The sequence below is a fragment of the Stutzerimonas azotifigens DSM 17556 genome, assembly GCF_000425625.1.
Lineage (GTDB): Bacteria > Pseudomonadota > Gammaproteobacteria > Pseudomonadales > Pseudomonadaceae > Stutzerimonas > Stutzerimonas azotifigens.
Window position 1 is genome coordinate 95,914 of record NZ_KE384413.1, and the last position, 24,005, is coordinate 119,918.

The 24,005-nt window shown below is 67.9% G+C and carries 28 protein-coding genes; 3 read left to right on the forward strand and 25 right to left on the reverse strand.

Annotated elements, in window-relative coordinates:
- The 15 genes from H610_RS0116870 to nifH all read right to left on the reverse strand — a co-directional run bounded on the left by H610_RS0116870 (position 1) and on the right by nifH (position 11,400).
- Positions 1–321: a 2Fe-2S ferredoxin gene (locus tag H610_RS0116870; RefSeq protein ID WP_028240776.1), complete on the reverse strand. Its 321-nt coding sequence runs from the start codon at positions 319–321 to the stop codon at positions 1–3.
- Positions 322–333: 12 nt separating this feature from the next.
- On the reverse strand, positions 334–477 hold the full coding sequence (locus H610_RS26035; protein ID WP_236614315.1) for a hypothetical protein: 144 nt from the start codon (positions 475–477) through the stop codon (positions 334–336).
- Positions 435–629, reverse strand: a complete 195-nt coding sequence (locus H610_RS24100; RefSeq protein ID WP_236614316.1) for a 4Fe-4S binding protein — start codon at positions 627–629, stop codon at positions 435–437. The genes H610_RS26035 and H610_RS24100 overlap by 43 nt, the downstream gene beginning before the upstream one ends.
- Before the next feature lie 80 nt (positions 630–709).
- Positions 710–919 (reverse strand): CCE_0567 family metalloprotein, encoded by a 210-nt coding sequence (locus H610_RS0116880; protein ID WP_028240777.1) that lies wholly within the window; start codon positions 917–919, stop codon positions 710–712.
- Between the two features lie 16 nt (positions 920–935).
- Positions 936–1,418: a NifX-associated nitrogen fixation protein gene (locus H610_RS0116885; RefSeq protein WP_028240778.1), complete on the reverse strand. Its 483-nt coding sequence runs from the start codon at positions 1,416–1,418 to the stop codon at positions 936–938.
- Between the two features lie 35 nt (positions 1,419–1,453).
- Positions 1,454–1,933, reverse strand: a complete 480-nt coding sequence (locus tag H610_RS0116890) for a NifB/NifX family molybdenum-iron cluster-binding protein (protein ID WP_028240779.1) — start codon at positions 1,931–1,933, stop codon at positions 1,454–1,456.
- 3 nt (positions 1,934–1,936) lie between these two features.
- On the reverse strand, positions 1,937–3,313 hold the full coding sequence (gene nifN, locus H610_RS0116895) for a nitrogenase iron-molybdenum cofactor biosynthesis protein NifN (protein WP_028240780.1): 1,377 nt from the start codon (positions 3,311–3,313) through the stop codon (positions 1,937–1,939).
- A gap of 10 nt (positions 3,314–3,323) precedes the next feature.
- On the reverse strand, positions 3,324–4,745 hold the full coding sequence (nifE, locus tag H610_RS0116900) for a nitrogenase iron-molybdenum cofactor biosynthesis protein NifE (protein WP_028240781.1): 1,422 nt from the start codon (positions 4,743–4,745) through the stop codon (positions 3,324–3,326).
- 457 nt (positions 4,746–5,202) lie between these two features.
- On the reverse strand, positions 5,203–5,934 hold the full coding sequence (locus H610_RS0116905; protein ID WP_028240782.1) for a 4Fe4S-binding leucine-rich repeat protein: 732 nt from the start codon (positions 5,932–5,934) through the stop codon (positions 5,203–5,205).
- A gap of 8 nt (positions 5,935–5,942) precedes the next feature.
- Complete coding sequence (locus H610_RS0116910) at positions 5,943–6,212, reverse strand: DUF6129 family protein (RefSeq protein ID WP_028240783.1); 270 nt, start codon at positions 6,210–6,212, stop codon at positions 5,943–5,945.
- Positions 6,209–6,940 carry a dinitrogenase iron-molybdenum cofactor N-terminal domain-containing protein gene (locus H610_RS0116915; protein WP_028240784.1) on the reverse strand — a complete coding sequence of 244 codons (732 nt, stop codon included), beginning with the start codon at positions 6,938–6,940 and terminating at the stop codon, positions 6,209–6,211. The genes H610_RS0116910 and H610_RS0116915 overlap by 4 nt, the downstream gene beginning before the upstream one ends.
- 3 nt (positions 6,941–6,943) lie before the next feature.
- Positions 6,944–7,165 carry a putative nitrogen fixation protein NifT gene (gene nifT, locus H610_RS0116920; RefSeq protein ID WP_028240785.1) on the reverse strand — a complete coding sequence of 74 codons (222 nt, stop codon included), beginning with the start codon at positions 7,163–7,165 and terminating at the stop codon, positions 6,944–6,946.
- Between the two features lie 96 nt (positions 7,166–7,261).
- On the reverse strand, positions 7,262–8,833 hold the full coding sequence (gene nifK / locus H610_RS0116925) for a nitrogenase molybdenum-iron protein subunit beta (protein ID WP_028240786.1): 1,572 nt from the start codon (positions 8,831–8,833) through the stop codon (positions 7,262–7,264).
- 92 nt (positions 8,834–8,925) lie between these two features.
- A complete protein-coding gene (gene nifD, locus H610_RS0116930; RefSeq protein WP_028240787.1) occupies positions 8,926–10,407 on the reverse strand; it encodes a nitrogenase molybdenum-iron protein alpha chain in 1,482 nt (493 codons plus the stop codon).
- Positions 10,408–10,518: 111 nt separating this feature from the next.
- On the reverse strand, positions 10,519–11,400 hold the full coding sequence (nifH, locus tag H610_RS0116935) for a nitrogenase iron protein (protein WP_028240788.1): 882 nt from the start codon (positions 11,398–11,400) through the stop codon (positions 10,519–10,521).
- Between the two features lie 418 nt (positions 11,401–11,818).
- On the opposite strand from nifH, the gene H610_RS0116940 reads away from it, so the two are divergent.
- Both H610_RS0116940 and H610_RS0116945 read left to right on the forward strand, forming a co-directional pair.
- The gene (locus H610_RS0116940) at positions 11,819–12,670 is read left to right on the forward strand and encodes an SIR2 family protein (RefSeq protein ID WP_028240789.1); all 852 of its coding nucleotides are present in this window, start codon (positions 11,819–11,821) and stop codon (positions 12,668–12,670) included.
- A 22-nt stretch (positions 12,671–12,692) separates the two neighbouring features.
- Positions 12,693–13,262, forward strand: coding sequence for a hypothetical protein (locus tag H610_RS0116945; protein WP_084166487.1), 570 nt, complete (start codon positions 12,693–12,695; stop codon positions 13,260–13,262).
- Between the two features lie 275 nt (positions 13,263–13,537).
- Here H610_RS0116945 and H610_RS0116950 read toward each other — a convergent pair whose 3' ends face one another.
- The 10 genes from H610_RS0116950 to rsxA form a co-directional block, all read right to left on the reverse strand.
- Entirely contained in the window at positions 13,538–15,106 is a 1,569-nt protein-coding gene (locus H610_RS0116950; protein ID WP_028240791.1) for a methyl-accepting chemotaxis protein, read from the reverse strand.
- A 404-nt stretch (positions 15,107–15,510) separates the two neighbouring features.
- The gene (locus H610_RS0116955; RefSeq protein ID WP_028240792.1) at positions 15,511–15,909 is read right to left on the reverse strand and encodes a NifB/NifX family molybdenum-iron cluster-binding protein; all 399 of its coding nucleotides are present in this window, start codon (positions 15,907–15,909) and stop codon (positions 15,511–15,513) included.
- A complete protein-coding gene (locus H610_RS0116960) occupies positions 15,906–16,637 on the reverse strand; it encodes a dinitrogenase iron-molybdenum cofactor biosynthesis protein (protein WP_028240793.1) in 732 nt (243 codons plus the stop codon). The genes H610_RS0116955 and H610_RS0116960 overlap by 4 nt, the downstream gene beginning before the upstream one ends.
- A 53-nt stretch (positions 16,638–16,690) precedes the next feature.
- Positions 16,691–16,951 carry an RnfH family protein gene (locus tag H610_RS0116965; RefSeq protein ID WP_028240794.1) on the reverse strand — a complete coding sequence of 87 codons (261 nt, stop codon included), beginning with the start codon at positions 16,949–16,951 and terminating at the stop codon, positions 16,691–16,693.
- Positions 16,952–16,976: 25 nt separating this feature from the next.
- The gene (locus tag H610_RS0116970) at positions 16,977–17,696 is read right to left on the reverse strand and encodes an electron transport complex subunit E (protein WP_028240795.1); all 720 of its coding nucleotides are present in this window, start codon (positions 17,694–17,696) and stop codon (positions 16,977–16,979) included.
- On the reverse strand, positions 17,693–18,328 hold the full coding sequence (locus tag H610_RS0116975) for an RnfABCDGE type electron transport complex subunit G (RefSeq protein ID WP_051231833.1): 636 nt from the start codon (positions 18,326–18,328) through the stop codon (positions 17,693–17,695). Before H610_RS0116975 ends, H610_RS0116970 begins: the two co-directional genes overlap by 4 nt.
- On the reverse strand, positions 18,325–19,425 hold the full coding sequence (locus H610_RS0116980) for an RnfABCDGE type electron transport complex subunit D (RefSeq protein ID WP_028240797.1): 1,101 nt from the start codon (positions 19,423–19,425) through the stop codon (positions 18,325–18,327). The genes H610_RS0116975 and H610_RS0116980 overlap by 4 nt, the downstream gene beginning before the upstream one ends.
- Positions 19,422–20,882 carry an electron transport complex subunit RsxC gene (gene rsxC, locus H610_RS0116985; protein WP_028240798.1) on the reverse strand — a complete coding sequence of 487 codons (1,461 nt, stop codon included), beginning with the start codon at positions 20,880–20,882 and terminating at the stop codon, positions 19,422–19,424. Before rsxC ends, H610_RS0116980 begins: the two co-directional genes overlap by 4 nt.
- Positions 20,883–20,896: 14 nt before the next feature.
- On the reverse strand, positions 20,897–21,421 hold the full coding sequence (locus tag H610_RS0116990) for an RnfABCDGE type electron transport complex subunit B (protein ID WP_028240799.1): 525 nt from the start codon (positions 21,419–21,421) through the stop codon (positions 20,897–20,899).
- 36 nt (positions 21,422–21,457) lie between these two features.
- Positions 21,458–22,030 (reverse strand): electron transport complex subunit RsxA, encoded by a 573-nt coding sequence (gene rsxA, locus H610_RS0116995; protein ID WP_028240800.1) that lies wholly within the window; start codon positions 22,028–22,030, stop codon positions 21,458–21,460.
- A gap of 427 nt (positions 22,031–22,457) precedes the next feature.
- On the opposite strand from rsxA, the gene nifL reads away from it, so the two are divergent.
- Complete coding sequence (gene nifL, locus H610_RS0117000) at positions 22,458–24,002, forward strand: nitrogen fixation negative regulator NifL (RefSeq protein ID WP_028240801.1); 1,545 nt, start codon at positions 22,458–22,460, stop codon at positions 24,000–24,002.
- Positions 24,003–24,005: the final 3 nt, after the last annotated feature.

Here is a 24,005-nt window from a genome sequence, read left to right on the forward strand (position 1 = left end):
CTACCAGAGCTCCGTCGGGGTCAGCTTGTCGGCGAAGGGCTCGCCCTCGAGCAGATGCGCGAGGATGGTATCGGCGTCCGCCGGTTCCACCCAGCTGTGCATCAGCGCGCCCGGGTAGATCAGCACATTGGCGCCGGCCTGGCAGGGGCCGAGACAGCCCGTGCCGGTCAGTGCGATACGGCCGATCAGGTTGCGCCGGATCAGCGCCTGGGAAAAGGCATCGAACAGGGCCTCGCCGCCCTTCGCGGCGCAACTGCCACGCGGATGCCCCTCGGCACGGCGCTGCAGGCAGAGGAAGATGTGATAGTCGGGTCTTGGCATCTCCGCAGCTCCTCAACCAGCCAGGGCCTGATGGGTGTGGCACTGCTTCGGACAGACCGCCGCACAGGCCTTGCAGCCGATGCAGTCGAGGCCGTCGGCGATGGCCATGACCATCATCTCGTCGTCCTCGTCGTAGAGGTCGTCGTCCTCGTCCACCAGCCGGAGCGCTCCACCAGTTCGAACACGTCGCGCGGGCAGACCTTGTAGCAACGCCCGCAGCCGATGCATTTCTGCGCATCCACGGCGGTGACGAACTGCGGCACCCACTCGCTGCCGCCGCGCGTACGCCCGGTTATCACTGCTTCCATCTGTCATCTCCTGCCGCCAACGGCATGGCGGCGGCCTACGGTTGGGATACGGCGGGCTCGGGCCCGCTCTGTATTGGCGGTCAGGCGCTGCCGGCCGCTTCCAGCCGGGCATTGGCCTCAGCCCAGTCGAGGCAGGCCTGGTGCGCCTGCGCCGCCAGCTCCGGCAACTGCCGGTAGTCGATCAGCAGGCGATCCTCGACCAGGTCGTGGATCTGCGACGCCCATTCGGTGGCAATGCGCTTCTTCTGGCTGACTTCCTTCTTCAGCGCCTTGAGTTCCTCCTCGGTCATCGGTTCGCCCTCCCCGTCACAGCTCGGCGACCGCGCGGTGCTCGGCGACCAGCGCGCTCGCCTTGCCCAGCAGTTTTTGCGCGTCGAGCGACAGCGCCTCGAGCGACTCGAAGCCGAAGCGGTGGACGTCGCGCAGGGTCTTGTCCAGCGCCACCAGCTTGCCGACCAGGATCAGCGCGCGGCCGAAACCTTCGTGGGTGATGTTGATCACCGGCACCGCGAGCAGCCCGGTCTCGCGCTCGATCATCTGCGCCAGGGCGTTGTAGAAGGCCTTGACCCGCGACAGGGTGACCTCGTCCGGATCGCCGACGATGGGGATCGCCCGGCGCCGCTCGCGGGTCAGCACCAGCGGGTCGAGCACCCGCGCATCGCTCCAGGTATCGTAGGTGCCATAGCTGTCCATGGCGCGCAATTGCACCACCATCTGCCTGATCACCGGGTCCTGCAGGGCCGGGTCGTCGTCACGGACGACCGCCTGCTGTTCTTCCACTGCGTACATACGCTGTCCTCGATTGGGAAAGGTGCGGTATCGCTCTATTCGTCCCAGGCCTCGCCGGCCATGGCCTCGAAACGCTGTTGGTCCGGCGCGCCACGGGTGCGCCGGATCGCCTTGGCCAGCCAGGCCGAAGGGCCTTCGCGCAGCTCGGCCTGCAGCGTCGCGATCAGCTCGGCGATGCTCTCGGTCTCGCTGACCTTGATCGGCTGCACGCCGATCGCCAGCAACTGGCGCACCGCCGAGGCACCGCAGGCGCGGCAGTACACCGCGATGCAGCCGTCGAGCAGTTCCAGCTTGGCCGCCAGCTTGTCCTCGTTGCCGTCCTGATCGAGCTCGCCGAACTCCACCACCGACTGCAGCTCGGCGCGCTCGGGGTCGACGCCGTAGAACACGAACGAACGCGAAGAGCCGAAATGCTGATCCACCGTGCGCCGGTCGGACGAGGCGAAGGCCACCTTGAGCAAGGTGCCGTCGTTCTCGCCGCCAAGCACCTGCAGTTGTCGGATCGGACTGGCCATGACTCAGTGCCTCCATTGCGAATGATCGGGGGCGGGCTTCTGCGCATAGATCGAGCGATACGGCGCGATGCCCTGGTGATGTTCGGTGAGCAGGTTGGCGAGGTCGAACAACGCCTGCGCACTGGCCCGGTAACCGCTCCAGCAGCGCTGGAAGCCGCCCAGCAGGTCGTACTGCGGGAACCCCACGCGCAGCAGCGGAATGCCCAGGCGGCCGGCGCTGGCCAGCGCGTGACTGTTGCCGAGCAGCAACTGGGCGCCACCGTCGCGGGCGGCCTGTTCCAGGTCCTCCAGATCACCGACCTGGATGCGCGCCAATGGCGCGGCGGCCAATGCCGGTGCGCGCGCCGGCACCACCGCGGCCACCAGCTGCGCGCCCATGCCGCGCGCCAGGGCGTCGAAACCGAGCAGCAGGTCGGGGTCGGCGGCGATGCCCAGGCGGGCGTCGCCGAGCATGAAATGGGTGTCGAGCATGGCGTCCTGCAGCTGCCGGCGCTGACGCTGCCAGCGCTCCGGCACCGGGTTGCCGCTGATCTCGCTCAGCGCCATCAGCCAGGCATCCACCGCGTCCAGGCCCAGCAGCAGGCCGAAACGCCGGTCCGGCACGCCGCTGCGGGCGGCCAGCGCATCGGCGGCGGCGGCCAGGCTCTGGCCGATCACCAGGGTGGCGGCGCTCTGCCCGGCGCTGGCCAGCTCGTCGAGGGTCAGCCCGCCGGTGGTCAGCGGATTGAAGGCCGCCTCGTCGAGATGGCCGTCCAGCGAGCCGGACAGGTCGGGGATCAGCAGCGGCCGCAGGCCGAAGCTCTCGATGCTCTCGGCGACGAACTCCAGGTCGCCGGACGTCAGGCTGGCGCTGCACAGCACGTTGACCTGGCGCGGCCGCAGGCCGACCTGGTCGCGGCGCTCGGGCACCAGCGTCTCGATCATCGCCCTGAGCGCGGCGGCGAAGCCGCTTTCGAAGCAACCGCTGAAATCCGGGCTGTTCACCGGCACCACGGCCACGTCGCCGTATTCGGGGTATTCGCGGCGGAACTCGTGCAGCGCGCTGTGCAGATCGCAGCCCTGGGTCTCCGCCAGCGCGGTACTGAGCAGGCCGATCACCGCCGGGCGCTGCTTGTCGCAAATGGTGCGCAGCGCCTCGACCACGTTCTCGTCGGCGCCCATCACCGAGCTGACCTGGTCCATCGCCGTGGTCTGCAGCGGCACCGGCTCGCGGAAATGCCGGACGAAGAATACCTTGGCGAACGCCGTGCAGCCCTGTGAGCCGTGCAGCAGCGGCATGCTGCGCGCCAGCCCGAGGAAGGCCAGCGCGGCGCCCATGGTCTGGCTGGCCTTCAGCGGGCTGACCGCCAGCGCCTTGTTGCGATTGATGATCTGCGCCATCTCGATCTCCTCAGGCGTTCGCCAGCGCGGGGGCCGGCGCCTCGGCCGTTATCGCGTGCCGCTCCCACGGCGCCGGCTGGCGCACCGCCGCCCACACCGGACTCTCGAGGGTCAGGCACAGCTGGCGCACCAGTTCCAGCATGCCGTCGTAGCCGGCATAGCCGAATTCGCGTTCCTGGTTGATGTCGAGGAAGGGAATGCGCCCCTTGAGCGCGGTGTACATGTTGCGGCCGCCGGCGATCAGGATGTCGGCGCGGTATTCCTCCACCGTGCGCAGCAACGCGCGCGGGTTGCCCTCCTCGAGCATCTTCACCTCGTCGCCCATCAGCTCGCGGATGCGCGCCTTGTCCTCCTCGGTGGATTTCTTGGTGCCGGTGGCGACCACCTTCATGCCCAGGTCCTGCAGCGCGGAGATCACCGACCAGGACTTGACCCCGCCGGTGTAGAGCAGCACGCGCTTGCCGGCCAGGCGTTCGCGCCAGGGTTCCAGCGCCGCGCGAATCTTCGCTTCCTCGCGCGCGATCAGCGCTTCGGTGCGCGCGACGAGGTCGGCGTCGCCGATCAGCCGGGCGAAGTCGCGCAGCGCCTGCGAGGTGTCGGTGATGCCGTAGAAGCTGCCCTCGAACCAGGGCGTGCCGTAACGCTCCTGCAGCTTGCGCGCGACGTTGAGCATGGCCTTGGAGCAGACCATCATGTTCACCTCGGCGCGGTGCATGCTCTGCACCTCGCGAAAACGCGCATCGCCCGACAGCGTGCAGAGCACGCGCAGGCCCAGCTCGTCGAGCAGCGGCAGCACGTGCCAGAACTCGCCGGCGATGTTGTATTCGCCGATCAGGTTGACGTCGTGCACGCGGATGCCGGGGCGTTCGCTGCCGGCCGGCAGCGGGTCGGGCTCGCGGGTGCCGATCACGTGCTTGACCATGGCATCCCCGGCGATGCGGTTGCCGAGGTTCTTGGTGCCGTAGAAGCCGGCGCCGTCCACCGGCACCACCGGGGTGGCGAAATGCTCGCTGGCGGCCTTGCACACGGCGTCGAGGTCGTCGCCGATCAGCGCCGGCACGCAGGTGTTGTAGACGAACACCGCCGGCGGCGCGTAGCTCTCCACCGCCTGGCGGATGGCGTGGAACAGGCGCTTCTCGGCGCGCCCCATGATCACGTCCTGCTCGGAGAGGTCGGTGGTCATGCCGATGCGGTACAGCTGCGGGCCGCTGGAACGGGTCCCGCGGTTGTCCCAGGAGCTGCCGGCACAGGCGATCGGCCCATGGACGATATGCGCCACGTCGGCGATCGGCAGCAGCGCGATCTGCGCGCCGTCGAAGGCGCAGCCACCGTCGGTGGCGCCCGGCGTCGGCTTGGCGCAGCCGGACTTCTCTTTCTTGTTGTGCGTGCAGGCGGGCTCGTCGAGCAGCTCGGCAATGTCCTTGGCTTTCATCGCACCCTCCGGTCGTCGTGGTCATGCGCAACGAGGTGGGTGCAATGCCTGTACCAAAAGACAATTCATTGATCTATATGGATTTTTCCAGAAATCGGATTGTCGCAAACGTGCCCGGATGTCGGGTTCGCAACAAGAATTCGGCAGGTGGCCCCGTAGGCCGGGACGGGCGGCGGCGTATCCGTGGGCTTCAGCCCACCAGATCCAGGCCAGGGAAGTCACCAATGGTGGGCTGAAGCGGAACGCTGCCCGGCCCACCCTGAAAAGCATCGCCCCGGGGGCGGGCAATCCACAGGGATGTGGTGAATGCCGCAAGCCCGTCGGGAACGGGCGCGGCCTCCCACAAGAGCAGCAGGCAGCCTACGGACCTGTGGGAGGCGCGCCCTCGCGGCGATGCAGGCCGGAAGGCCGGCCAAAGACTAAAAAAGCATCATCTCGGGTCGGGCCTTCACCCAACCTACCCCAACCGTTGTGCGATCGCAGCCTGGACTTCGGGATCGTCTTCCTTCAGCTCGCGCAGGGCTTCGAGCGGGGCGTTTTCCACGGCGGCCAGGCGTACGGTCCAGTCGGGGTCGTGGAGCATTTCCAGCACATCCTCGGCGTGCAGGCGCGCGGCGACCAGGCGGCGGACTTCCGGTTCGGGGTCCATGACCATCAGCCCGAGGCTTTCCTCGGGCAGGCGCTGGGCGACGAACTTGCGCACCTGGCGGTCCTCGTCGCGGATGAAGCGGAACAGCCGGCCCGGGGCGATGCGCTGGACCACGTAGGCGCGCACCAGGTAGTCCGGGTCGGTGGCCATCCGCTCCAGCTGCTCGGCCGGCAGGCGATCGGCGACGGTGATGCGCACCTCGCGATCCGGGTCGTCTATGAGTTCGCCCAGGCGCTCGCGCGGCAGGCGGTAGGCGACTGCGCGGCGCACCGCCTCGTCGACGTCGTGGATCATCGGCAGCAGCGCCTCCACCGGGGCATAACGCACGGCGATGGCGCGCCGTTCCCAGAACGGATCGGCCAGGTACTGCACGGCCAGGTGCGGGTTGCCGCGGAACAAGCGATCGATCTGCCGGCCGCTGTGGATCGCCACGCAGCGGTCGCCCGGCATGCAGCGGCCGCTCGGCAGCAGGCTGCCGCGAAAGCTGCAGTCGCGGCAGTCCGCCAGGGGGGTGATGTCCTCGCCACCATCGTTGTGCATGGGCGCGCTCAGTCGGCGATGACTTCGGCCAGGACGATGCCCGAGGCGGCGTCCAGGTCGTTGCTCAGCACCGAGCAGTGCTGGCTGGAGTTGACCAGATAGACGTTGAATCCCGGCCGCTCGGCGACGGGCCTGGCGTTGACCGTCACGTCGTCGTCCATGCAGCAGGTGAAGTGGATGCCGGGATGGTCGCTGCGCAGTCTGGTGAGCAATGCCTCGTCGAGGGAGGCGCCTTCGGCCTGGCGGATGACCGCCTCGAGCTGGGTCTGGCTGATCATGGGGTTTCCTCTTTCCCGGAAAACGAAGCGCGGCGGGCGGCCGGTTCGCCGCCCATGGCCTTGGCCAGCCAGGGCGGCGGCGCGGCGGCCAGCACCTGCTGCAGTTCCTCGACGATCTCGCGGGCCGGTATCGGCCGCGAAACCTTGATCGGATGGGTGCCGACGCGAATCACCTTGGCCGCCGCCGGCCCGCCGATGCTCAGGGTGTAGAGCAACTGGCAGTCGTGCAGCAGTTCGGCGCGGCTGGCATGGCGATCCTCGTGCGGCGCGACCGGCCCCGGCTCGCGCAGGGCGACCAGGCGGCTGGCGCTCGGCGAGATCTGGTAGACGAGAAAGCGCGCGCAGCTGCCGAAACTGCCATCCAGGCGCTCGCCGCCGTCCGATGAGCAGGCGATACGGATCGAATCCGGCAACTCGCCTTCGCGATAGGGCTCGACGGCCGGCAGCGGCTCCTCGGGCATCCGAACGCCGCGGCCCTTGAGCAGGCTGATGGCGCGCTGCAGCTGCCGCTCGCCGGGCGCCATCCCGCCGGTCATGTCCAGCAGGCGGTTGCGCAGGCGATTGGGACGCAGCCGGGCCAGCCGCGCCTCGGTGATCGGCTCGCCGGTGACGCTGAGCAGGGCCTGGAGCAACTGTGCGGTTTCCACACCGCTCAGTTCACGCGCCGCCAGGGCGATGCGCAGAGCCAGGTGGGCGGGCAGCGGGGCCCGTCCGTTGCCGGGCACCATCGCTCAGCCCTCGCCGGCCCGTTTGGCGCGCAGGGTGATCGGCAGTTTCGGCGGCGCCGAGAGGGGTTCGAAGTAGTAGCTGGAGCCGTCGGCCAGGGCGACTTCGCCGCCCCAGCGCGAGGGGCTGTCGTGCTCCAGGCTGACGATGATTTCCTCCTGGTCCTTCTTGGCGATGTAGAAGGTCAGTTGGCCATTCCTGTTGCGGTTGATCATGACGCTGGGCATGGGGGTCTTCCTGCAATGGGGCCGGTCGGCCGGCGACCCTGTGGTGCGCCGGCCGGCCAGGATAGGCACGGGGAAGTCGCCCTCCCCGCGCGCGGATCAACGGACCAGGTCGTAGTTGTAGTCGGTGGTCTGCATGCCGCGGGTCTCGTCGTCGAGGCGCTCGAGCACGGCGTTGACGAGGGTGGTGAGGATCTGCATGGCGCCTTCGTAGCCCAGGGTGGTCTGGCGATGCAGGTGGTGACGATCGAAGATCGGGAAGCCGAGACGGATCAGCGGCACCTCGAATTCCTTGCCCTTGTACAGCGTGTCGCGCTGGATGAACTTGCCGTAGCTGTTGCCGATCATGAAGTCCGGCTTGTCGGTGAACACCAGCGAACGCATGTGCCAGAGGTCCTTGCCGATGTACACGGTGCAGTTCTTGCCGTAGGGCGAAGATTCCAGGATCGCGTCCATGGCCTTCTTCCAGCGCTTGTTGCCGTTGTGGGCGAGGATGTGCACCGGCTCGGCGCCCAGTTCCAGGAGGAACTTGGCCATGCCCATGACGAAGTCCGGATCGCCCCAGAGCGCGAAGCGCTTGCCGTGCAGCCAGGTGTGCGAGTCGGTCATCATATCGACCAAGCGGCCGCGCTCCTTGGCCAGACTCTCGGGGATCGGCTGGCCGCTGATCTCGCTGATCTTCATCAGGAACTCGTCGGTCCAGTCCAGGCCCATGGGAATGCTCAGCTTGGGCGTCTCGTGCTTCCAGGTGCCTTCGACGAACTTCCTGGTCTTTTCCAGCTGCCAGGGCTGCAGCAGCAGGGTGTTCAGGGCGTTGGGCGCGTCCTTGATCTCGTCCTGGGTGGTGCCGCCCGAGTACATGCGGAACTGGCCGTCGGCCGGGGTATCGAGCACTTCCTCCGGATCGGAGAGCAGGCTGTAGCCGACGTCCATTTCCTTGAGCATGCGCTTGATCACGCGGAAGTTGCCCAGGTAGGTCTCGAAGCCGGGGACGACGTTGATCTTGTGGTTGCTGCCGACCACCTTGTCGTCCATGTGGTTGAGGGTGAAGTAGCGGGCGATGCCCTCGAACATGTTGTCCCAGCCGGTGACGTGGCTGCCGACGAAGCTCGGGGTGTGGGCATAGGGGACCGGGTAGTCCTCGGGGATGAAGCCCTCCTTCTTCGAGTTGTTGATGAAGGCGTTGAGGTCGTCGCCGATGACCTCGGCCATGCAGGTGGTGGACACGGCGATCATGTCCGGCTTGTAGGTGGCCTTGCAGTTGGCCAGGCCGTCCTTCATGTTCTGCTGGCCGCCGAACACCGCGGCGTCCTCGGTCATGGAGTCGGACACGCAGGACACCGGCTCCTTGAAGTGGCGGTTGAAGTAGGTGCGGAAGTAGGCCACGCACCCCTGCGAGCCGTGCACGTAGGGCATGGTCTTCTCGAAGCCCAGGGCGCAGAGCACCGAGCCCAGCGGCTGGCAGGCCTTGGCCGGGTTGACGGTCAGCGCCTCGCGCTGGAAGTTGAGTTCCTGGTATTCCCGGGTGGTGGTCCACTGGAAGACTTCGTCGATCTTGTCCTGCGGATGCTTCTCTTCGAAGGCGTCGCGCTTGCGCGCGAGCATGTCCTTGTACTCTTCGTCGCGGAACAGCGGGTAGCTGGGTTTGATGTTGTCGACTTGCTGGCTCATGACGCTCTCCTTCGCCTCACTCATCTGTGAACGGCGATCACGGAAGCCGGCCGCGGCGCAGCCGCGGCGGGGCTGGGGTTACGATTGCGGGGTCAGGCGCTGGCGGCGACCTTCTCGGCCGACTCCTCGGCCTTCTGCCAGGGCGCCTGCAGCTTCTTCCAGCACGGGTTGTTCAGGGTCATGTCCATGTCACGGGCGAAGATGGCGAAGCCGTCGAAGCCGTGGTACGGGCCGGAATAATCCCAGGAGTGCATCTGCCGGAAGGGAATGCCCATCTTCTGGAAGATGTACTTTTCCTTGATCCCGGAGCCGATCAGGTCAGGCTTGATGCGCTTGACGAACTCCTCGAACTCGTAGCCGGTGACGTCGTCGTAGAGCAGCGTGGCGTTGCCCATTTCCTTGAGGGTGCGGTCGTAGTCGTCGTTGTGGCCGAACTCGTAGCCGGTGCCGACCACTTCCATGCCCAGGTCCTCGTAGGCGCCGATCACGTGGCGCGGGCGCAGGCCGCCGACGTAGAGCATCACGCGCTTGCCCTCCAGGCGCGGGCGGTACTTGGCGATCACCGCTTCCCACTCCGGCTGGTAGCGGGCGATGACTTCCTCGCACTTGGCCTTGATGCTGTCGTCGAAGTGCTCGGCGATGGCCCGCAGCGACTCGGCGGTTTTGGTCGGACCGAAGAAGTTGTACTCCATCCACGGGATGCCGTACTTCTCTTCCATGTGCCGCGAGATGTAGTTCATCGAGCGGTAGCAGTGCACCAGGTTGAGCTTGACCTTGGGCGTCAGCTCCATCTCGGAGAGGGTGCCGTCGCCGGACCACTGGGCGACCACGCGCAGGCCCATTTCCTCGAGCAGGATGCGCGAGGACCAGGCATCGCCGCCGATGTTGTAGTCGCCGATGATGGAGACGTCGTAGGGCGTGGTCTGGAAGCTGGTGTCGTCGTCGCGCTTGTCCAGCACCCAGTCGCGGATGGCGTCGTTGGCGATGTGGTGGCCGAGGGACTGCGACACCCCGCGGAAACCTTCGCAACGTACCGGCACCACGGTGGTCTCGTGCTCGGCGGCCTTCTTCTTGGCGACCGCCTCGATGTCATCGCCGATCAGCCCGATGGGGCACTCGGACTGCACGGAGATGCCCTTGTTCAGCGGGAACAGCGTCTCGACCTCGTCGATCAGCTTGGCCAGCTTCTTGTCGCCGCCGAAGACGATGTCCTTCTCCTGGAAATCCGAGGTGAAGTTCATGGTGACGAAGGCGTTCACCCCGGTGGTGCCGATGTAGTAGTTGCGCCGCCCGGCACGCGAATACTGGCCACACCCCACCGGCCCGTGGGAAATGTGGATCATGTCCTTGATCGGCCCCCAGACCACACCCTTCGAGCCCGCATACGCGCAGCCGCGGATGGTCATCAGCCCCGGCTGGGACTTCTTGTTGGAGGTGATGCACTTCTTCGACTGCTCGAGCGTCGGGTCGTTGGGCGACAAGTGCTTGGCGCGGTCCTTGCGGGCTTTCTCGGGATAGACTTCCAGGACTTCCTGGATGAGGGATTCCACCTCTTCGCGGGACATACCGGTCATGATTGACCTCCTCTTGCGTTCATGTGCGGGTCACGGGCGCACCGCACCGTGCCGGGCACGGTGCGACACCCCGGCAGGGCCCATCCGCCCTGCCCCGTTCTGCTGAAGCGATCAGGCGACGACTTCCTCGGCGGCGGTCTTGCCGACGATGCTCATGTCTTCCTCGTCCATGATCCCGAACTCCATGAGCAGGGCTTCCAGCTCGTCCATGCTGATCGGGGTAGGGATGACGAGCTTCTTGTTCTCGACGATCTTCTTCGCCAGGGTCCGGTACTCGTCGGCCTGCTTGGCGGCGGGGTCGTACTCGATGACCGTCATGCGGCGGATCTCGGCGCGTTGCACGACATTGTCGCGCGGGACGAAATGGATCATCTGCGAGCCCAGCTTGTCGGCCAGGGCCATGATCAGCTCGTCCTCGCGGTCGGTGTTGCGGCTGTTGCAGATCAGCCCGCCGAGCCGCACGCTGCCGGAGTTGGCGTACTTCACGATGCCCTTGCAGATGTTGTTGGCGGCATACATCGCCATCATCTCGCCGGAGCAGACTACGTAGATCTCCTGGGCCTTGTTCTCGCGGATGGGCATGGCGAAGCCGCCACAGACCACGTCGCCGAGCACGTCGTAGAAGACGAAGTCCAGGTTATCCTCGTAGGCGCCTTCCTCTTCGAGGAAGTTGATCGCGGTGATCACGCCGCGACCGGCGCAGCCCACACCCGGCTCCGGACCGCCCGACTCGACGCACTTGATGTCGCCGTAGCCGGTTTTGAGCACGTCCTCGAGCTCCAGGTCTTCCACGGTGCCGGCCTCGGCGGCCATTTCCATGATGGTGTTCTGCGCCTTGGAGTGCAGGATCAGGCGGGTGGAGTCGGCCTTGGGGTCGCACCCGACGATCATCACCTTCTTGCCGAGTTCGGCCAGGGCCGCCACGAGGTTCTGGGTGGTGGTGGATTTGCCGATCCCACCCTTCCCGTAAATAGCGCATTGACGCATTGCCATAATCAAGTTCCTCAGGTTTCGTTTTCCACTGGCGTGGGCTAGGGGCACGCACAAGCCTGCGCAACAGGCCGGTAGCAGCCTTTGTGCCAGCGTTTTCCCAAGAAACTATCCCATTGTTTTTGCTTGCTTTATTTGCTCAGGACGGGCAACTAACGGCAGTCCGATAGGTAACAATCGACAGTCGCCGCTGTTGCAATGGCTACAAAAAACGAAGCCGCTGGAGATGACTTTTCTTCCCCTGCCGGCAACTGTTGCGAACCCGACAATTGTCGCCTTCACCACTTCCCTTATCGGTTGAACGGCAACTATCGCGGCACTCGCCGCCCCACATATCAAGGGGTTGCGCGCGTCCGGCGGCTGGCTCGGTTATTGCGATCGGCTATCGGCAACCACAACCGGCCGTAGCAGGAGACTCGCCGTGAACGATCCGTTGAGGGAGATCGTCGCCCGCCTTAGCGCCCATGAACTGGTGCCCTACCTGGGGCCCGGCGTGTTGCGCGGCGTGGTCGACCGCCAGACCGGCCAGCCGATGCCGGCCGACAGTGAAAGCCTGATCCTCGCCATGACCGGCGGGCAGCCGATGGCGCCGCGGCTGATGTACGAGTTCCCGCGCGCGGCCATGCACCTGGAGAACAAGAAGGGCCGCAGCTTCATCGAGCGCTTCCTGACCCAGACCTACGGCGGCGACAACTGGACACCCGCGCCACTGCACCGCTGGCTGGCCGGGCTGAACCTGCCCTACGTCATCGACTGCAACCGCGACACCCAGCTGCAGCGCTGCTATGCCGACCGTCCGCATATTCTGGTGGTCGGCGCCGCGCGCATCGCCGCCAGCCCCTACCGCTTCGATATCTACCGTTTCGACGCAGGCCGCTATCAGCGCATCGACCAGAGCGAGGTCGATCCCGCGCTGCCGGTGCTGTTCAAGCCGCTGGGCACGCCGCTGCCGACGCCCTCCTACGTCGCCAGCGACGCCGACTTCGTCGACTACATCACCGAACTGATGGGCGGCTTCGCCATTCCCGGCTGGCTCAAGCAGCGGCGCAAGGATTGCCGCTACCTGTTCCTCGGCATGCAGTTCAACCGCGACACCGAACGCATGGTGATGAGCGACCTGATCCACGATGCCGCCACGCCCGCCGGCTGGGCGCTGCTCCCCTCGCCCACGGCGAAGGACCGCAAGGTCTGCCTGCGCAAGCAGCTCGAGCTGATCGAGGCCGACTGGCACGACCTGCTCGGCCTGGCCGAAGGCGCGCCGCAGGTGGCCTGACCCGTTTTCCCCACGAGAGAGCATGACCATGCTGTTGAAAACCTACGAAACGCAAAACCTGCTGTGCAACGTCAGCGTCAATGGCGCGACCACGAAGCCGGACACCTACGCCTTCCGCGGCGACCTGGTGCTCGAGGAAGGCGAGATCGACGATGCCTCCGGCCGCCGCCTGCCGCCGACCGCCGTGGTCAAGCAGGCGGTGATGTTGGAACAGCAGGGGAAGCTGTCGATGATGGCCGGTGCCCTGATCGAACTGGCCCACCTGCCGCTGTTCGTCGAACGCTACCGCGGCGACCTGGCCGACGGCGCGCCGGTGATTTTCTACGTCGAGAACCTCGGCAGGTCGCTGTATACCGAGCTCGACGGCGTCACCCTGCTGCTGCAGGCGCATGAGGAAGGCGCGGTGTGGAACACCCTGGCCGATGACCTGCGGCTGGACAAGGAAGACTTCAAGGGCCAGAGCGCCGAGGACAAGGTGCTCACCGTCTACGCCGCGCTGCGCGACTACCGGCCGAAGCTGGAAACGTTAGGCTACGAGGCCGCCCTCGGCTGCACCGTCGCCCAGCGCCGCGAGGCGCGCGGGCCTGTCTGAAGCCGTGCGAGCGCACTCTCCCGGCAGCGTAGGCTGGGTTGAGCCCCGTAGGTTGGGTTGAGCGCAGCGAAGCCCAACCGGCGGAGCATCATGTGACACATGCGCGGTGCCGGTTCTCCGCACATGATGCCGGCCGCCGTGACTCGTTGGGCTTCACCGCTCCGCGGTTCAACCCAACCTACGGGGTCCTGTCGCGGGCCTTTTCCATCCCCTACCTTGGCGATAAGCCACTCCCCTGTGCTCCGAGGGGAGTTTTTGTTTCCGGCCCGGCTCCGTTAGCCGGCCGCCCGCTGGGCGAACTGATCGACCAGCTGCCGTAACCGGGCGGCCTGGCCCGCAACCGCGGAAGCGCAGCGATGGCTGTGCTCGCTGCTGTCGGCATTGCACTGGCAGGCCTGGCGAATGCTCTCGACGCTCTGCCGGACCTCCTCGCTGGCTTGCTCCTGGACCCGGGTGGCTTCGGCGATGTCGCGGCTCAGCTCGTGCAGGCGGCTCAGACGCACCTGTGCCGCCTGCAGATCCTCGGCGACCCGCTGCACCTGGCCCATGCCGTCGTCGGCACGCGACCGGCAATGCTCCATCGCTGCCGCCGCCACGCCGGCACGGGCCTGCAATGCCTCGATGACCGTCTTGATTTCCCGCGTCGAGCCCTGGGTGCGCCGCGCCAGGTTGCGCACCTCACCCGCCACCACCGCGAAGCCGCGCCCGGCGTCGCCGGCCCGCGCCGCCTCGATGGCGGCATTGAGCGCCAGCAGGTTGGTCTGCTCGGCGACCATCTCGATCATCTCCACGGTCTGGTCGATAGCCCGGGACTGCTCGCACAGCCGCTCGAGTACCACCGCCGCCTCGCTGACCTCGGCGGCCAGTGTTTCCACCAGCGCCTTCGCCTGCCCGGCCCGGGCCAGCCCGGAATCGGTCTCCTGTGCCGCCTGGCTCATCGAGACGGCGCTCTGCCGGGTGCTGCCGGCCACCTCGTGGATGCTCGAAACCACCTGCCCGACGGCCACCGCGACGCGCTCGGTTTCCCGGTGCTGCTGCTCGGTGATCTGCCGTCCGCCGCTGACCGATGCTTCCAGGTTCTCCAGCAGCGGTTCCATCTGGCGCACCGCGTCGGCGACCCTGCCGAGCACCGCCCCCAGTTCAGCCTCCTGACTGGAGAGCGCGAAGGCGATGTCGCCGACTTCGTCGGTTCGCCCGCTGTACAGGTAGCTGCCCAGCGGGTTGCACGCCACCCGCCGGGCCTGCCCGGCAAGCCCGCGCAACGGCGCGAGCAGCCAGTGCAGGCAGGCCGCCTGCAGCACGCCAAGCGCGAGCAGCGTCGCCGCCGTGGCCGGCCCCAGCGCGAAGAAGGCGAAGACGCCGGCGAGCGCCGCCAGGCACAGGGCGACCAGGCCGCCACTCCGGTGCACTGCCAGAGCGCGCCCGGGCAACCGCCGTCCATCACGCAGGCGCGCATAGCATGCCTCGGCGGCGCAGATCTGCTCGGCCGTGGCGGCGGTCCTCACCGACTGGTACTCCACTACCCGCCCCTTGCGCAGGATCGGCGTGACATAGGCGTTCACCCAGTAGTGATCGCCGTTCTTGCAGCGGTTCTTCACCAACCCCATCCAGGAGCGCCCTGAGCGCAGCGCCGCCCACATATCGGCGAAGGCCTGGCGCGGCATGTCCGGGTGACGGATCAGGTTGTGCGGCCGGCCGAGCAGTTCTTCCTCCTGGTAGCCGCTGATCGCCACGAAATCCGGATTGACGTAGGTGATGATGCCTTCGAGGTTGGTAGTCGACAGCAGGTTGACGCGCGGCGGCAGCTGGACGCTCCGCCCGGTGACGGGCCGATCGGATCTCATGGCTTTACTCCTTCGCGACATAGAGTCGAGCGCAGCCCTCCGGCCTGCATCGCCGCGGGGGCGCGCCTCCCACAGGGTTAGGCATGCACCGGCTGCTTTGTGGGAGGCCCGACCTCGGGGCGATGCTTTTCAGCCTTCAGGCTCCAGCTCAGCCCTCCGGCCTGCATCGCCGCGGGGGCGCACCTCCCACAGGGTTAGGCGTGCACCGGCTGCTTTTTGTGGGAGGCCCGACCTCGGGGCGATGCTTTTCAGCCTTCAGGCTCCAGCTCAGCCCTCCGGCCTGCATCGCCGCGGGGGCGCACCTCCCACAGGGTTAGGCGTGCACCGGCTGCTTTTTGTGGGAGGCCCGACCTCGGGGCGATGCTTTTCAAGCTTCCGGCCTTTTTCAGTCCGCCAATCCGCCATTACGGATGCCTATGCCCCTCGCCGCCGCAGCCTGGTTCCTCATGCGGCAAGCCTGGCCGCAGGCTGCCGGCGAGCCAGGCTTTCACGGCATGTTCCGGATCGCTTTCGGCGGTGGTCAGCAGCGTCACGCCGCGCTCGCCCAGGCGGCGCACCACACCGTCGCCGGCACTGGCGGCGATCGCCACGTCCACCGCGTGCAGCGGATGGCGTTCGGGCCGGGTGCTGACGTGCCATTCGTGCAGGCAGGCCTGCTCGTCCAGCGCCAGGCGATAGACCGACTCCGGCGCCTCGCCGGGCCAGATGTCGTACACCTGCCAGTGGTGTGCCCGGCCGGCATGGCCGGCGACCTTGCCGTGGCGGTCGATGGCCACGGCGACCAGCCTGCGCATGCCGCTCATGCCCAGGCCACCTCGTCGTCGGAGCGGTCGAAGCGCACCCGCTGTTCCGCGCCCACGCCCAGCAGCTTGGCCAGCCACGGCGGCGGGTTGCCGGCCATGACGGTCTGCAGGTCGGCGAGGATCCGCCGTGCCTCGCCGCCGGCTTTCTTGATCGGATACAGGCCGGACCTGACCACCTTGGCCGCCGCCGGGCCGCCGATGGAGACCACGTAGAGCACCTGGCAGTCGCCGATCAGCTCGGCCCGCGCGCCGTTGCGATCCTCGGCGAATTCGGTTTCCAGCGCCGAGCGCACGTCCACCAGCGCCAGGCTGTCGACGCCGACCTGGTAGACCAGGAAGCGCAGGCAGGAGCCGAAGTGGCCGTCCAGGCGCTCGCCATTGTTGGAGGCGATGGCCACCCGGATCGAGCCCTCCGGCACGCCATCCAGGGCCTCCGGTTGCGGCAGCTCGTCGCCGACCCCCTCGCCCCAGAGGATGCGCACCGCCTCCTTCAGCGCCGGCAGGCCGATGCCGATGTCCTCGCCATCCTCCTCGCCGTCGGCGCTGGCGAAGGCGGTCTTGAGGTCGGTGACGGTCACGCGCTGCAGGCTCTCTTCGTCCAGTTCGCCGTCGATCCGCTGATGCAGGATCTCCAGCAAACGCCCGACGCCCACCTCGGGCAATGCCCGGGCGGCCAGGGCGATGCGCAATGCGGTTTCACGGTTCATGCTCGGGGGCTGGTTGTCCATCGGTCGCTCCTCTCTCGGCTGTTCTCTCATCACGGTGGTTGTCTGCGACGCTCTCAGTCGTCGTCATCGTCGTCTTCGTCCAGCACGCGCGTGATGCGCTGGTAGATCTCCACCCGATCGCCCTCCTTCAGCGGGCTGTCGAGCCTGACGAACTTGCCGTAGACACCGACCTTCTGCCGGTTCAGGTCGATGTCCGGGCAGTAGCGCAGCAGGCCGGACCGCTCGATGGCCTGGGCCACGCTGCAGCCCTCCTCCACGCGGCAATCGAGCAGCAACGGTTGCCGGGGGGCGGCGTATACAACGGAAATCTTCATGGCGCGCTTCGCTCCTCGGCCGGGTTCACTGCAACACCACCAGTTCGCCGTGGGTCCTGATCCGTCGCTCGGCGCGGCGGCGATCGACCACCCGCTTGAACGCCAGCACGAAGCCGAGAACGATGAACGCCCCCGGCGGCAGGATCGCCAGCAGGATGCCCTGGAAGCCCGGCAGCACGGTTGTCTCCAGCCAGCGGAAGTGCTCGCCGAGCAGCAGCGAGGCCTGGGCGAACAGCGTGCCGCTGCCGAGGATCTCGCGGATCCCGCCGATCACCACCAGCACCCAGGTGAAACCGATGCCCATGCCGGCGCCGTCGAGGATCGAGGGGATCACCGGGTTGCGGCTGCTGAAGGACTCGGCCCGGCCGAGCACCGCGCAGTTGGTCACGATCAATGCGATGAACAGCCCCAGCACCTTGTACAGCTCGTGCATCCAGGCGTTCATTGCCATGTCGATGAGGGTCACCACACCGGCGATGATGCCGATCATCAGCGGGTTGCGGACCGCCGGCGAGATGCTGTGGCGCAGCGCCGAGACGATCGCGTTGGTGATCATCAGCACCAGGGTGGTGGCCAGGCCCATGCCCAGGCCGTTGGTGGCGGTGGTGGTGACCGCCAGCGCCGGGCATAGCGCGAGCATCTGCACCAGGGCGACGTTGTAGTCCCACAGCGCCGAGCTGAAGTAGCTGAACAGCCCCTTGGGCTTGGGCGCTGCGGCGTCTGGCGATCCGCAATGGCTGCTCATGGCCGGGTCTCCTCACTGGATTGGCGGGCCTGGAACTCGAGCGCCTGGAGCACGCCCCTGACGATGGCCCGCGGGGTGATGGTGGCTCCGGCGAACTGGTCGAACTGGCCGCCGTCCTTCTTCACCGCCCACCGTTCCAGTGGCGTGTTGGCCAGCGACAGGCCGTCGAAGCCCTTGATCCAGTCGCTGCGGGTGACTTCGATCTTGTCCGCCAGGCCGGGGGTTTCCTTGTGGTCGAGCACCCGCACGCCGAGGATACGGCCCTCGGTATCGATGGCGATGAGCTGGACGATCGGGCCGCCGTAGCCGACGGTGCTGACCTGGAAGGCAGTCGCCGTCAGCCGCCCCCCGCGCCGCGCCGGATACAGCTCGAGCGTGCCGAGCTCGGCGTCCTCGACCTCGAAGGCATCGGCCAGTGGATTGTTGTCGTAGAGCGACGACGGCAGGACTTGGCGCAGCACGGCCAGGCGGTCCTGTATCCGCGCCTCGGCGATCCGCTGCCGGGTCGCCTGGTCGCCGAGCAGCAGCGCCAGCGCCACCAGCGCGCAGACCAGCCCCAGCGACAGCGCCTGGTACGACACCCGCTCGCGCCAGCCGGGCCTGACGAGCGTTTCCTCGATCGGCTCGCTCATACCTTGTCCACCTCCTTCACCTGGCTGGTCCACTTCGCCGCCACCAGCGGCTTGCCGCGCGCGTTGCGGCCATAGGCGCGCGGCCGGCAAAGCCGGTCGATCAGCGGCACCAGGGCGTTCATGAACAGCACCGCGAAGGCCACCGCCTCGGGAAAGCTGCCCCAGCTGCGAATGATGAAGATCAGCCCGCCGCAGGCGGCACCGAAGATCAGCCGCCCGCTGCGGCTGATCGGCGAAGTTACCGGGTCGGTGGCGATGAACAGCGCCCCCAGCAGCAAGCCGCCCGAGGTCAGGTGGAACAGCCCGCCGCCGTGCACCTGCGGGTTGATCTGGTGCGCCAGGGCCGCCAGCGCCGCCACTGTCAGCAGCATGCCCAGCGGGATTTCCCAGTGGATGATGCGCAACGCCAGCAGCCAGAGCCCGCCGAGCAGGATCAGCAGCTCCGAGGTCTCGCCGAGGCTACCGCCGCTGTAGCCTAGAAAGGCCGGCAGCAGGGCGAAATGCTCGGCGAGGATCTGGGGCGCGCCGTGCCCCAGCGTCAGTTCGGTCTGCAGTTGGCCCAGCGCGGTGGCGCCGCTCAGGCCATCGGCCAGCGTCCCGCCGGCGAAGGTGATGCGCAGGCCTTCGAGCCAGCCGGGCGCGCCCTCCGCCCCCAGCGGCAGGGGCAGGGCCCAGGTGGTCATCTGCAGCGGAAAGGCGATCAGCAGCGCCACCCGCGCCAGCATCGCCGGGTTGAAGACGTTCTGGCCGACGCCGCCGTACAGCTGCTTGCCGATGCCGATGGCGAAGACGCTGCCGCCCACGGCGATCCACCAGGGCGCCCAGGGTGGCAGCGTCAGCGCCAGCAGCCAGCCGCTGAGCAGCGCGCTGCCGTCCAGCAGGCGGCGCAGCGGCCGGCCGAGCAGGTACAGGCAGACGGCCTCGCAGGCCACGGCGCTGGCGCAGGTCAGCAGCCACAGGTTGATCGCCGGCCAGCCGAACAGGTACAGGCCCCAGGCCGTCGCCGGCAGCAGGGCCAGGCAGACGTGCAGCATGATGCGGTCGACCGAGGAACGATCGTGGGCGAAGGGCCCCGCCGCGATGCCTTGGGCGCTCATGGCGACACCTCGCCGGCCGGGGCCGTCGCCTTGCGCTTCTTCGCCGCCTTGGCGGCCGCCCTGGCTGCCTCTTCCTCGGCCAGGCGTGCCGCGCGCGCCTCGCTGAGCCGCTTGATGTAGTCGTTCTTGCGCGCAGCGCTGCGGCGCTCGTCCTGCTGGCCGACGGCGTACTGGAAGTACTGCACCAGCGGGATGTGCGAGGGGCAGACGTAGGAACAGCAGCCGCACAGGATGCAGTCGCGCAAGCCGTACTCGCTGGCGCCGTCGAGGTCGTCGACGCGGGTGCGAGCCGCCATCTCCAGCGGCGCCAGGCCCATCGGGCAGGCATCCACGCAGCGCGAACAGCGGATGCAGGGCGCGCTCTCGCGCTGCGGCACTTCGTGGCGGTCGAGCGCCAGCAGTCCGGTGGCGCCCTTGATTACCGGCACCCGGGTCGAGGGCAGCACCACGCCCATCATCGGCCCGCCGAGCAGCAGCTGCCGCGGCTCGCGCAGCAACCCGCCGCAGCTGTCGAACAGCGCCTGCACCGGCGTGCCGATCAGGGTCTCGACGTTGCGCGGGTTGCCTACACAGCCGCCGGCCACCGTCACCACCCGCGAGATCAGCGGCCGCCCGTGGCGCAGCGCCTGCTGGATGGCGTACACCGTGCCGGCGTTGTGCACCAGCACGCCCACGTCGGTGCTGCGCCCGCCGGCCGGCACCTCGCGGCCGGTGACCTGGCAGATCAGTTGCTTGGCCGAGCCCATCGGGTAGAGCGCCGGCACCGCCACCACTTCGATGGCGCCGTAGGGCTCGCTGGCCGCGCGCATGGCCGCCAGCGCCGCCGGCTTGTTGTCCTCGATGGCGATGACGATGCTGTAGGCGCGCAGGATGTGCTGGATCAGCCGCGCACCGTCGACCACCGCCTCGGCGCGCTCGCGCATCAGCCGGTCGTCGCAGCTCAGGTAGGGCTCGCACTCGCTGCCGTTGACCAGCACCGTCTTGATCTCGTGCTTCGCGCCCTGCCTGAGCTTCACCGCGGCCGGGAAGATCGCCCCGCCGAGCCCCACCACGCCGGCCTCGGCGACGCGGTTGGCAAGCCGCAGCGGGTCTTCGGCGAAGGGGTCGGCCGGCACATCCAGGTCGACCCAGCGATCCTCGCCATCGCACTCGAGAACCATGCCGTTGGCCTGGAGCCCCGACGGGTGCGGCGCCTCGATCGGCCCGATCGCGATGATGCGCCCGGAACTCGGCGCATGGATCGGCGCCGAGAGTTCGGTCGGCGAGCCGGCCAGCAGCTGGCCCTTGAGCACCCGCGCGCCCTCCCTCACCAGCGGCAACGCCTCGGCCCCGGCGTGCTGGCGCAACGGCAGGTACAGGCGCGGCGGCAGCGGCTGCGCGGCGATGCCGAGGGCGGCCGAGCGGTCCTTGTGGGCGGCGGGATGGATGCCGCCACGGATGTGCGCGAGGTTGAACATGATCGGCTCCCGAATCAGGCGGCCTGGGGCTTGGCCCAGCGCCAGTGGTCCAGCGTCGGCGCCTGCGGCGCCAGGGCGATGCAGTCTTCCGGGCAGGCCTCCAGGCACTTGCCGCAGCCGGTGCAGGCGTTGCTCAGCACACAGTGGATCTGCCCGCTGGCGCCGACGATGGCGTCGGTCGGGCAGGCGCGGTAGCAGCGCATGCAGCCGGTGCACTCGGCCGCCTCGATGCGCGCCAGCACCGGCGCGGCGATGGCGCCGGCATCCAGCGGCACGCCCAGCAGCTCGGCCAGGCGCTCGGCCAGCGCCACGCCGCCGGGCGGGCAACAGGTGACCGCCGCACGCCCCTCGACCAGGGCGCTGGCCGCCGCGCTGCAACCCGGATAGCCACACTGCCCGCACTGGCTGCCGGGCATCAGCGCCTCGATTTCCTTGATCAGCGGGTTCTCCTCCGAGACCGCCAGGTAGCGCGCCGCCAACCCGAGGCCGCCGCCCAGCAGCAGGCCCATCAGTGCGAGAACCAGAATTGCGCCCAACATCGTTCCTCCTTCGCCAGCCTCGCCGGCCGCATGCGTTCAGATCAGACCGGCGAAGCCCATGAAGGCCATCGCCAGCAACCCGGCGGTGACGAAAGCGATGGGCGCGCCGGCGAAGGCCGCCGGCACGCTGGCCAGCGCCAGCCGCTCGCGCAGGCCGGCGAAGATCACCATCACCAGGGCGAAGCCCAGCGCCGAGCCCAGCCCGAACAACCCCGCCTCGGCCAGCCCGTGGCCTTCGCGGGCGCTGATCAGCGGCACGCCCAGCACCGCGCAGTTGGTGGTGATCAGCGGCAGGTAGATGCCCAGCGAGCGGTACAGCGGCGGGCTGGCCTTACGGATGATCATCTCCAGCAGTTGCACCAGCCCGGCGATGACCAGGATGTAGGACAGGATGCGCAGGAAGCCGATGCCCAGCGGCAACAGCACGTAGTGCTCCAGCAGCCAGCTGCTGAGGCCGCCGAGGGTCATCACCAGGGTCGTCGCCAGGCCCATGCCCAGCGAGGGGTCGAGCTTGCCGGACACCCCCATGAACGGACACAGGCCGAGGAAGTGGACCAGCACCACGTTGTTGACCAGCACGGTACCGATCAGAAACAGCGCATATTCCATAACCCCTCCCGGTGTTTTCAGCGGCCTGCACCCTTGTCGGGCAGTGCCGCCTGCCGGAGGGTTTTTGCATCAAGCATGCCACGCCCCTGCAGGCGTCCTGCGGTCCCGCGGGAGGCCCGAATTCATTGATGCAGATCAACGAAAGGCGAGATAGCGCCTGCCCCGGCGCAGCCGGCGCAGCGGGCTTTGTGGGATTTGCGACAGCCCTGGGGAAGTGAGTGCGCCTCCCTGTGGGATTTGCAACAGTCCGAAGCCTCGAACCAGGGCCCGAAACGCCGCTGCGCTGTGTATTTCCGGCCATGCAGGCCTGCCGGGCAGGGCTGCGACCAGCGGCACGGCCTTTGCAAAAACCCTGTTCACCGTATGGCTTTGCCGCGTGGAACCGGTGCGCAGACGCCGGCTTCGCCGCATCGATGAGGAAATGCAAATGACCCAGGTCATCCCAGACGCAGGGCAACCCGCAGTGTCCGCCGGGCTGGCGCCCGAGGTGTTCCAGCAGGCCGTGGAGCATGCGCCGATCGCCATCTCCATCACCGACCTGAAGGCCAACATCCTCTATGCCAACCGCGCCTTCAGCGCCATCACCGGCTACGACAGCAGCGAGGTGATCGGCAAGAACGAGTCGGTGCTGTCCAACGGCACCACGCCGCGGCTGGTCTACCAGGCGCTCTGGAGTCGCCTGGCGCAGAAGAGGGCCTGGTCCGGCATGCTCATCAACCGGCGCAAGGACGACAGCTCCTACCTCGCCGAGCTGACCGTGGCGCCGGTGCTGGATGAACGCGAGCAGACCGTCTACTACCTGGGCATGCACCGCGACAGCAGCGACCTGCACAAGCTCGAGCAGCGCGTCAGCAATCAGCGCCTGATCATCGAGGCGGTGGTCGACAGCGCCCCGGCGGCCATCGCGGTGCTCGATCGCGACTACCGCATCATGCTCTCCAACCCCAGCTTCAACCGCCTGGCCAGCGACCTCGGCGCGGACGCCACCCCCACCCGGCTGGTCGAGCTGCTGCGCGAGAACCTCGCCGGCCCCATCGAGGCGTTGCACGCCCGCGGCCAGGCGTTTTCCGGCAAGGAGGTCACCTTCGACCTGGGCGGCCACGCGCCGCGCTGGCTGTCCTGCCATGGCCGCGCCATCCGTATCGAGGACGAGCGCGCCCACGAGTTTTTCTCCCCCACGGAGGAGTGCTACCTGCTGCTGACGGTCAACGACATCAGCGGCCTTCGCCAGCAGCAGCAGGCCTCGCAGCTCAACGCGCTGAAGGTGCTGATGGCCGAGGAAGAGCTGCTCGACGGCATGCGCGAAACCTTCAACGGCGCCATCCACCGCCTGCAGGGCCCGGTCAACCTGATCAGCGCGGCCCTGCACATGCTCGAGCGCCGCCTCGGCGACAAGGCCGACGGCGACCCGGTGCTCAGCGCCATGCGCGAAGCCAGCCAGGCCGGCATGGATGCCCTGGAGAGCCTGAGCGGCTCGATCCCGCTGCGCCAGACCGGCAACTGCGTCCCGGTCAACGTCAACCAGTTGATCCGCGAAGTGGTCAGCTTGATGACCGACCAGTTGCTCGCCCAGGGCATCGTCGTCGACTGGCAACCGGCGCTGCGCCTGCCCTGGGTGATGGGGAGCGAGGGTCGGCTGCGCAGCATGATCAAGCAGCTGCTGGAAAACGCCATCGAGGCCATGAGCCAGAACCAGGACAACCCGCGCGTACTGCTCATCAACACCCGCGTAGAGGGCCAGCGGGTGGTGCGCCTGGAAATCGCCGACAGCGGCCCGGGCGTGGCCCCCGAGCTGGCGCTCAAGGTGTTCGAGCCGTTCTTCAGCACCAAGCCGCCGCACAAGACCGGGCGCGGCATGGGCCTGGCCATGGTGCAGGAGACCGTCACCGAGCACGCCGGCACGGTGCACATCGACACCAGCTACCACCCGGGCTGCAAGGTGGTGGTGGAACTGCCCTTCTCGGCCAGCTGACGG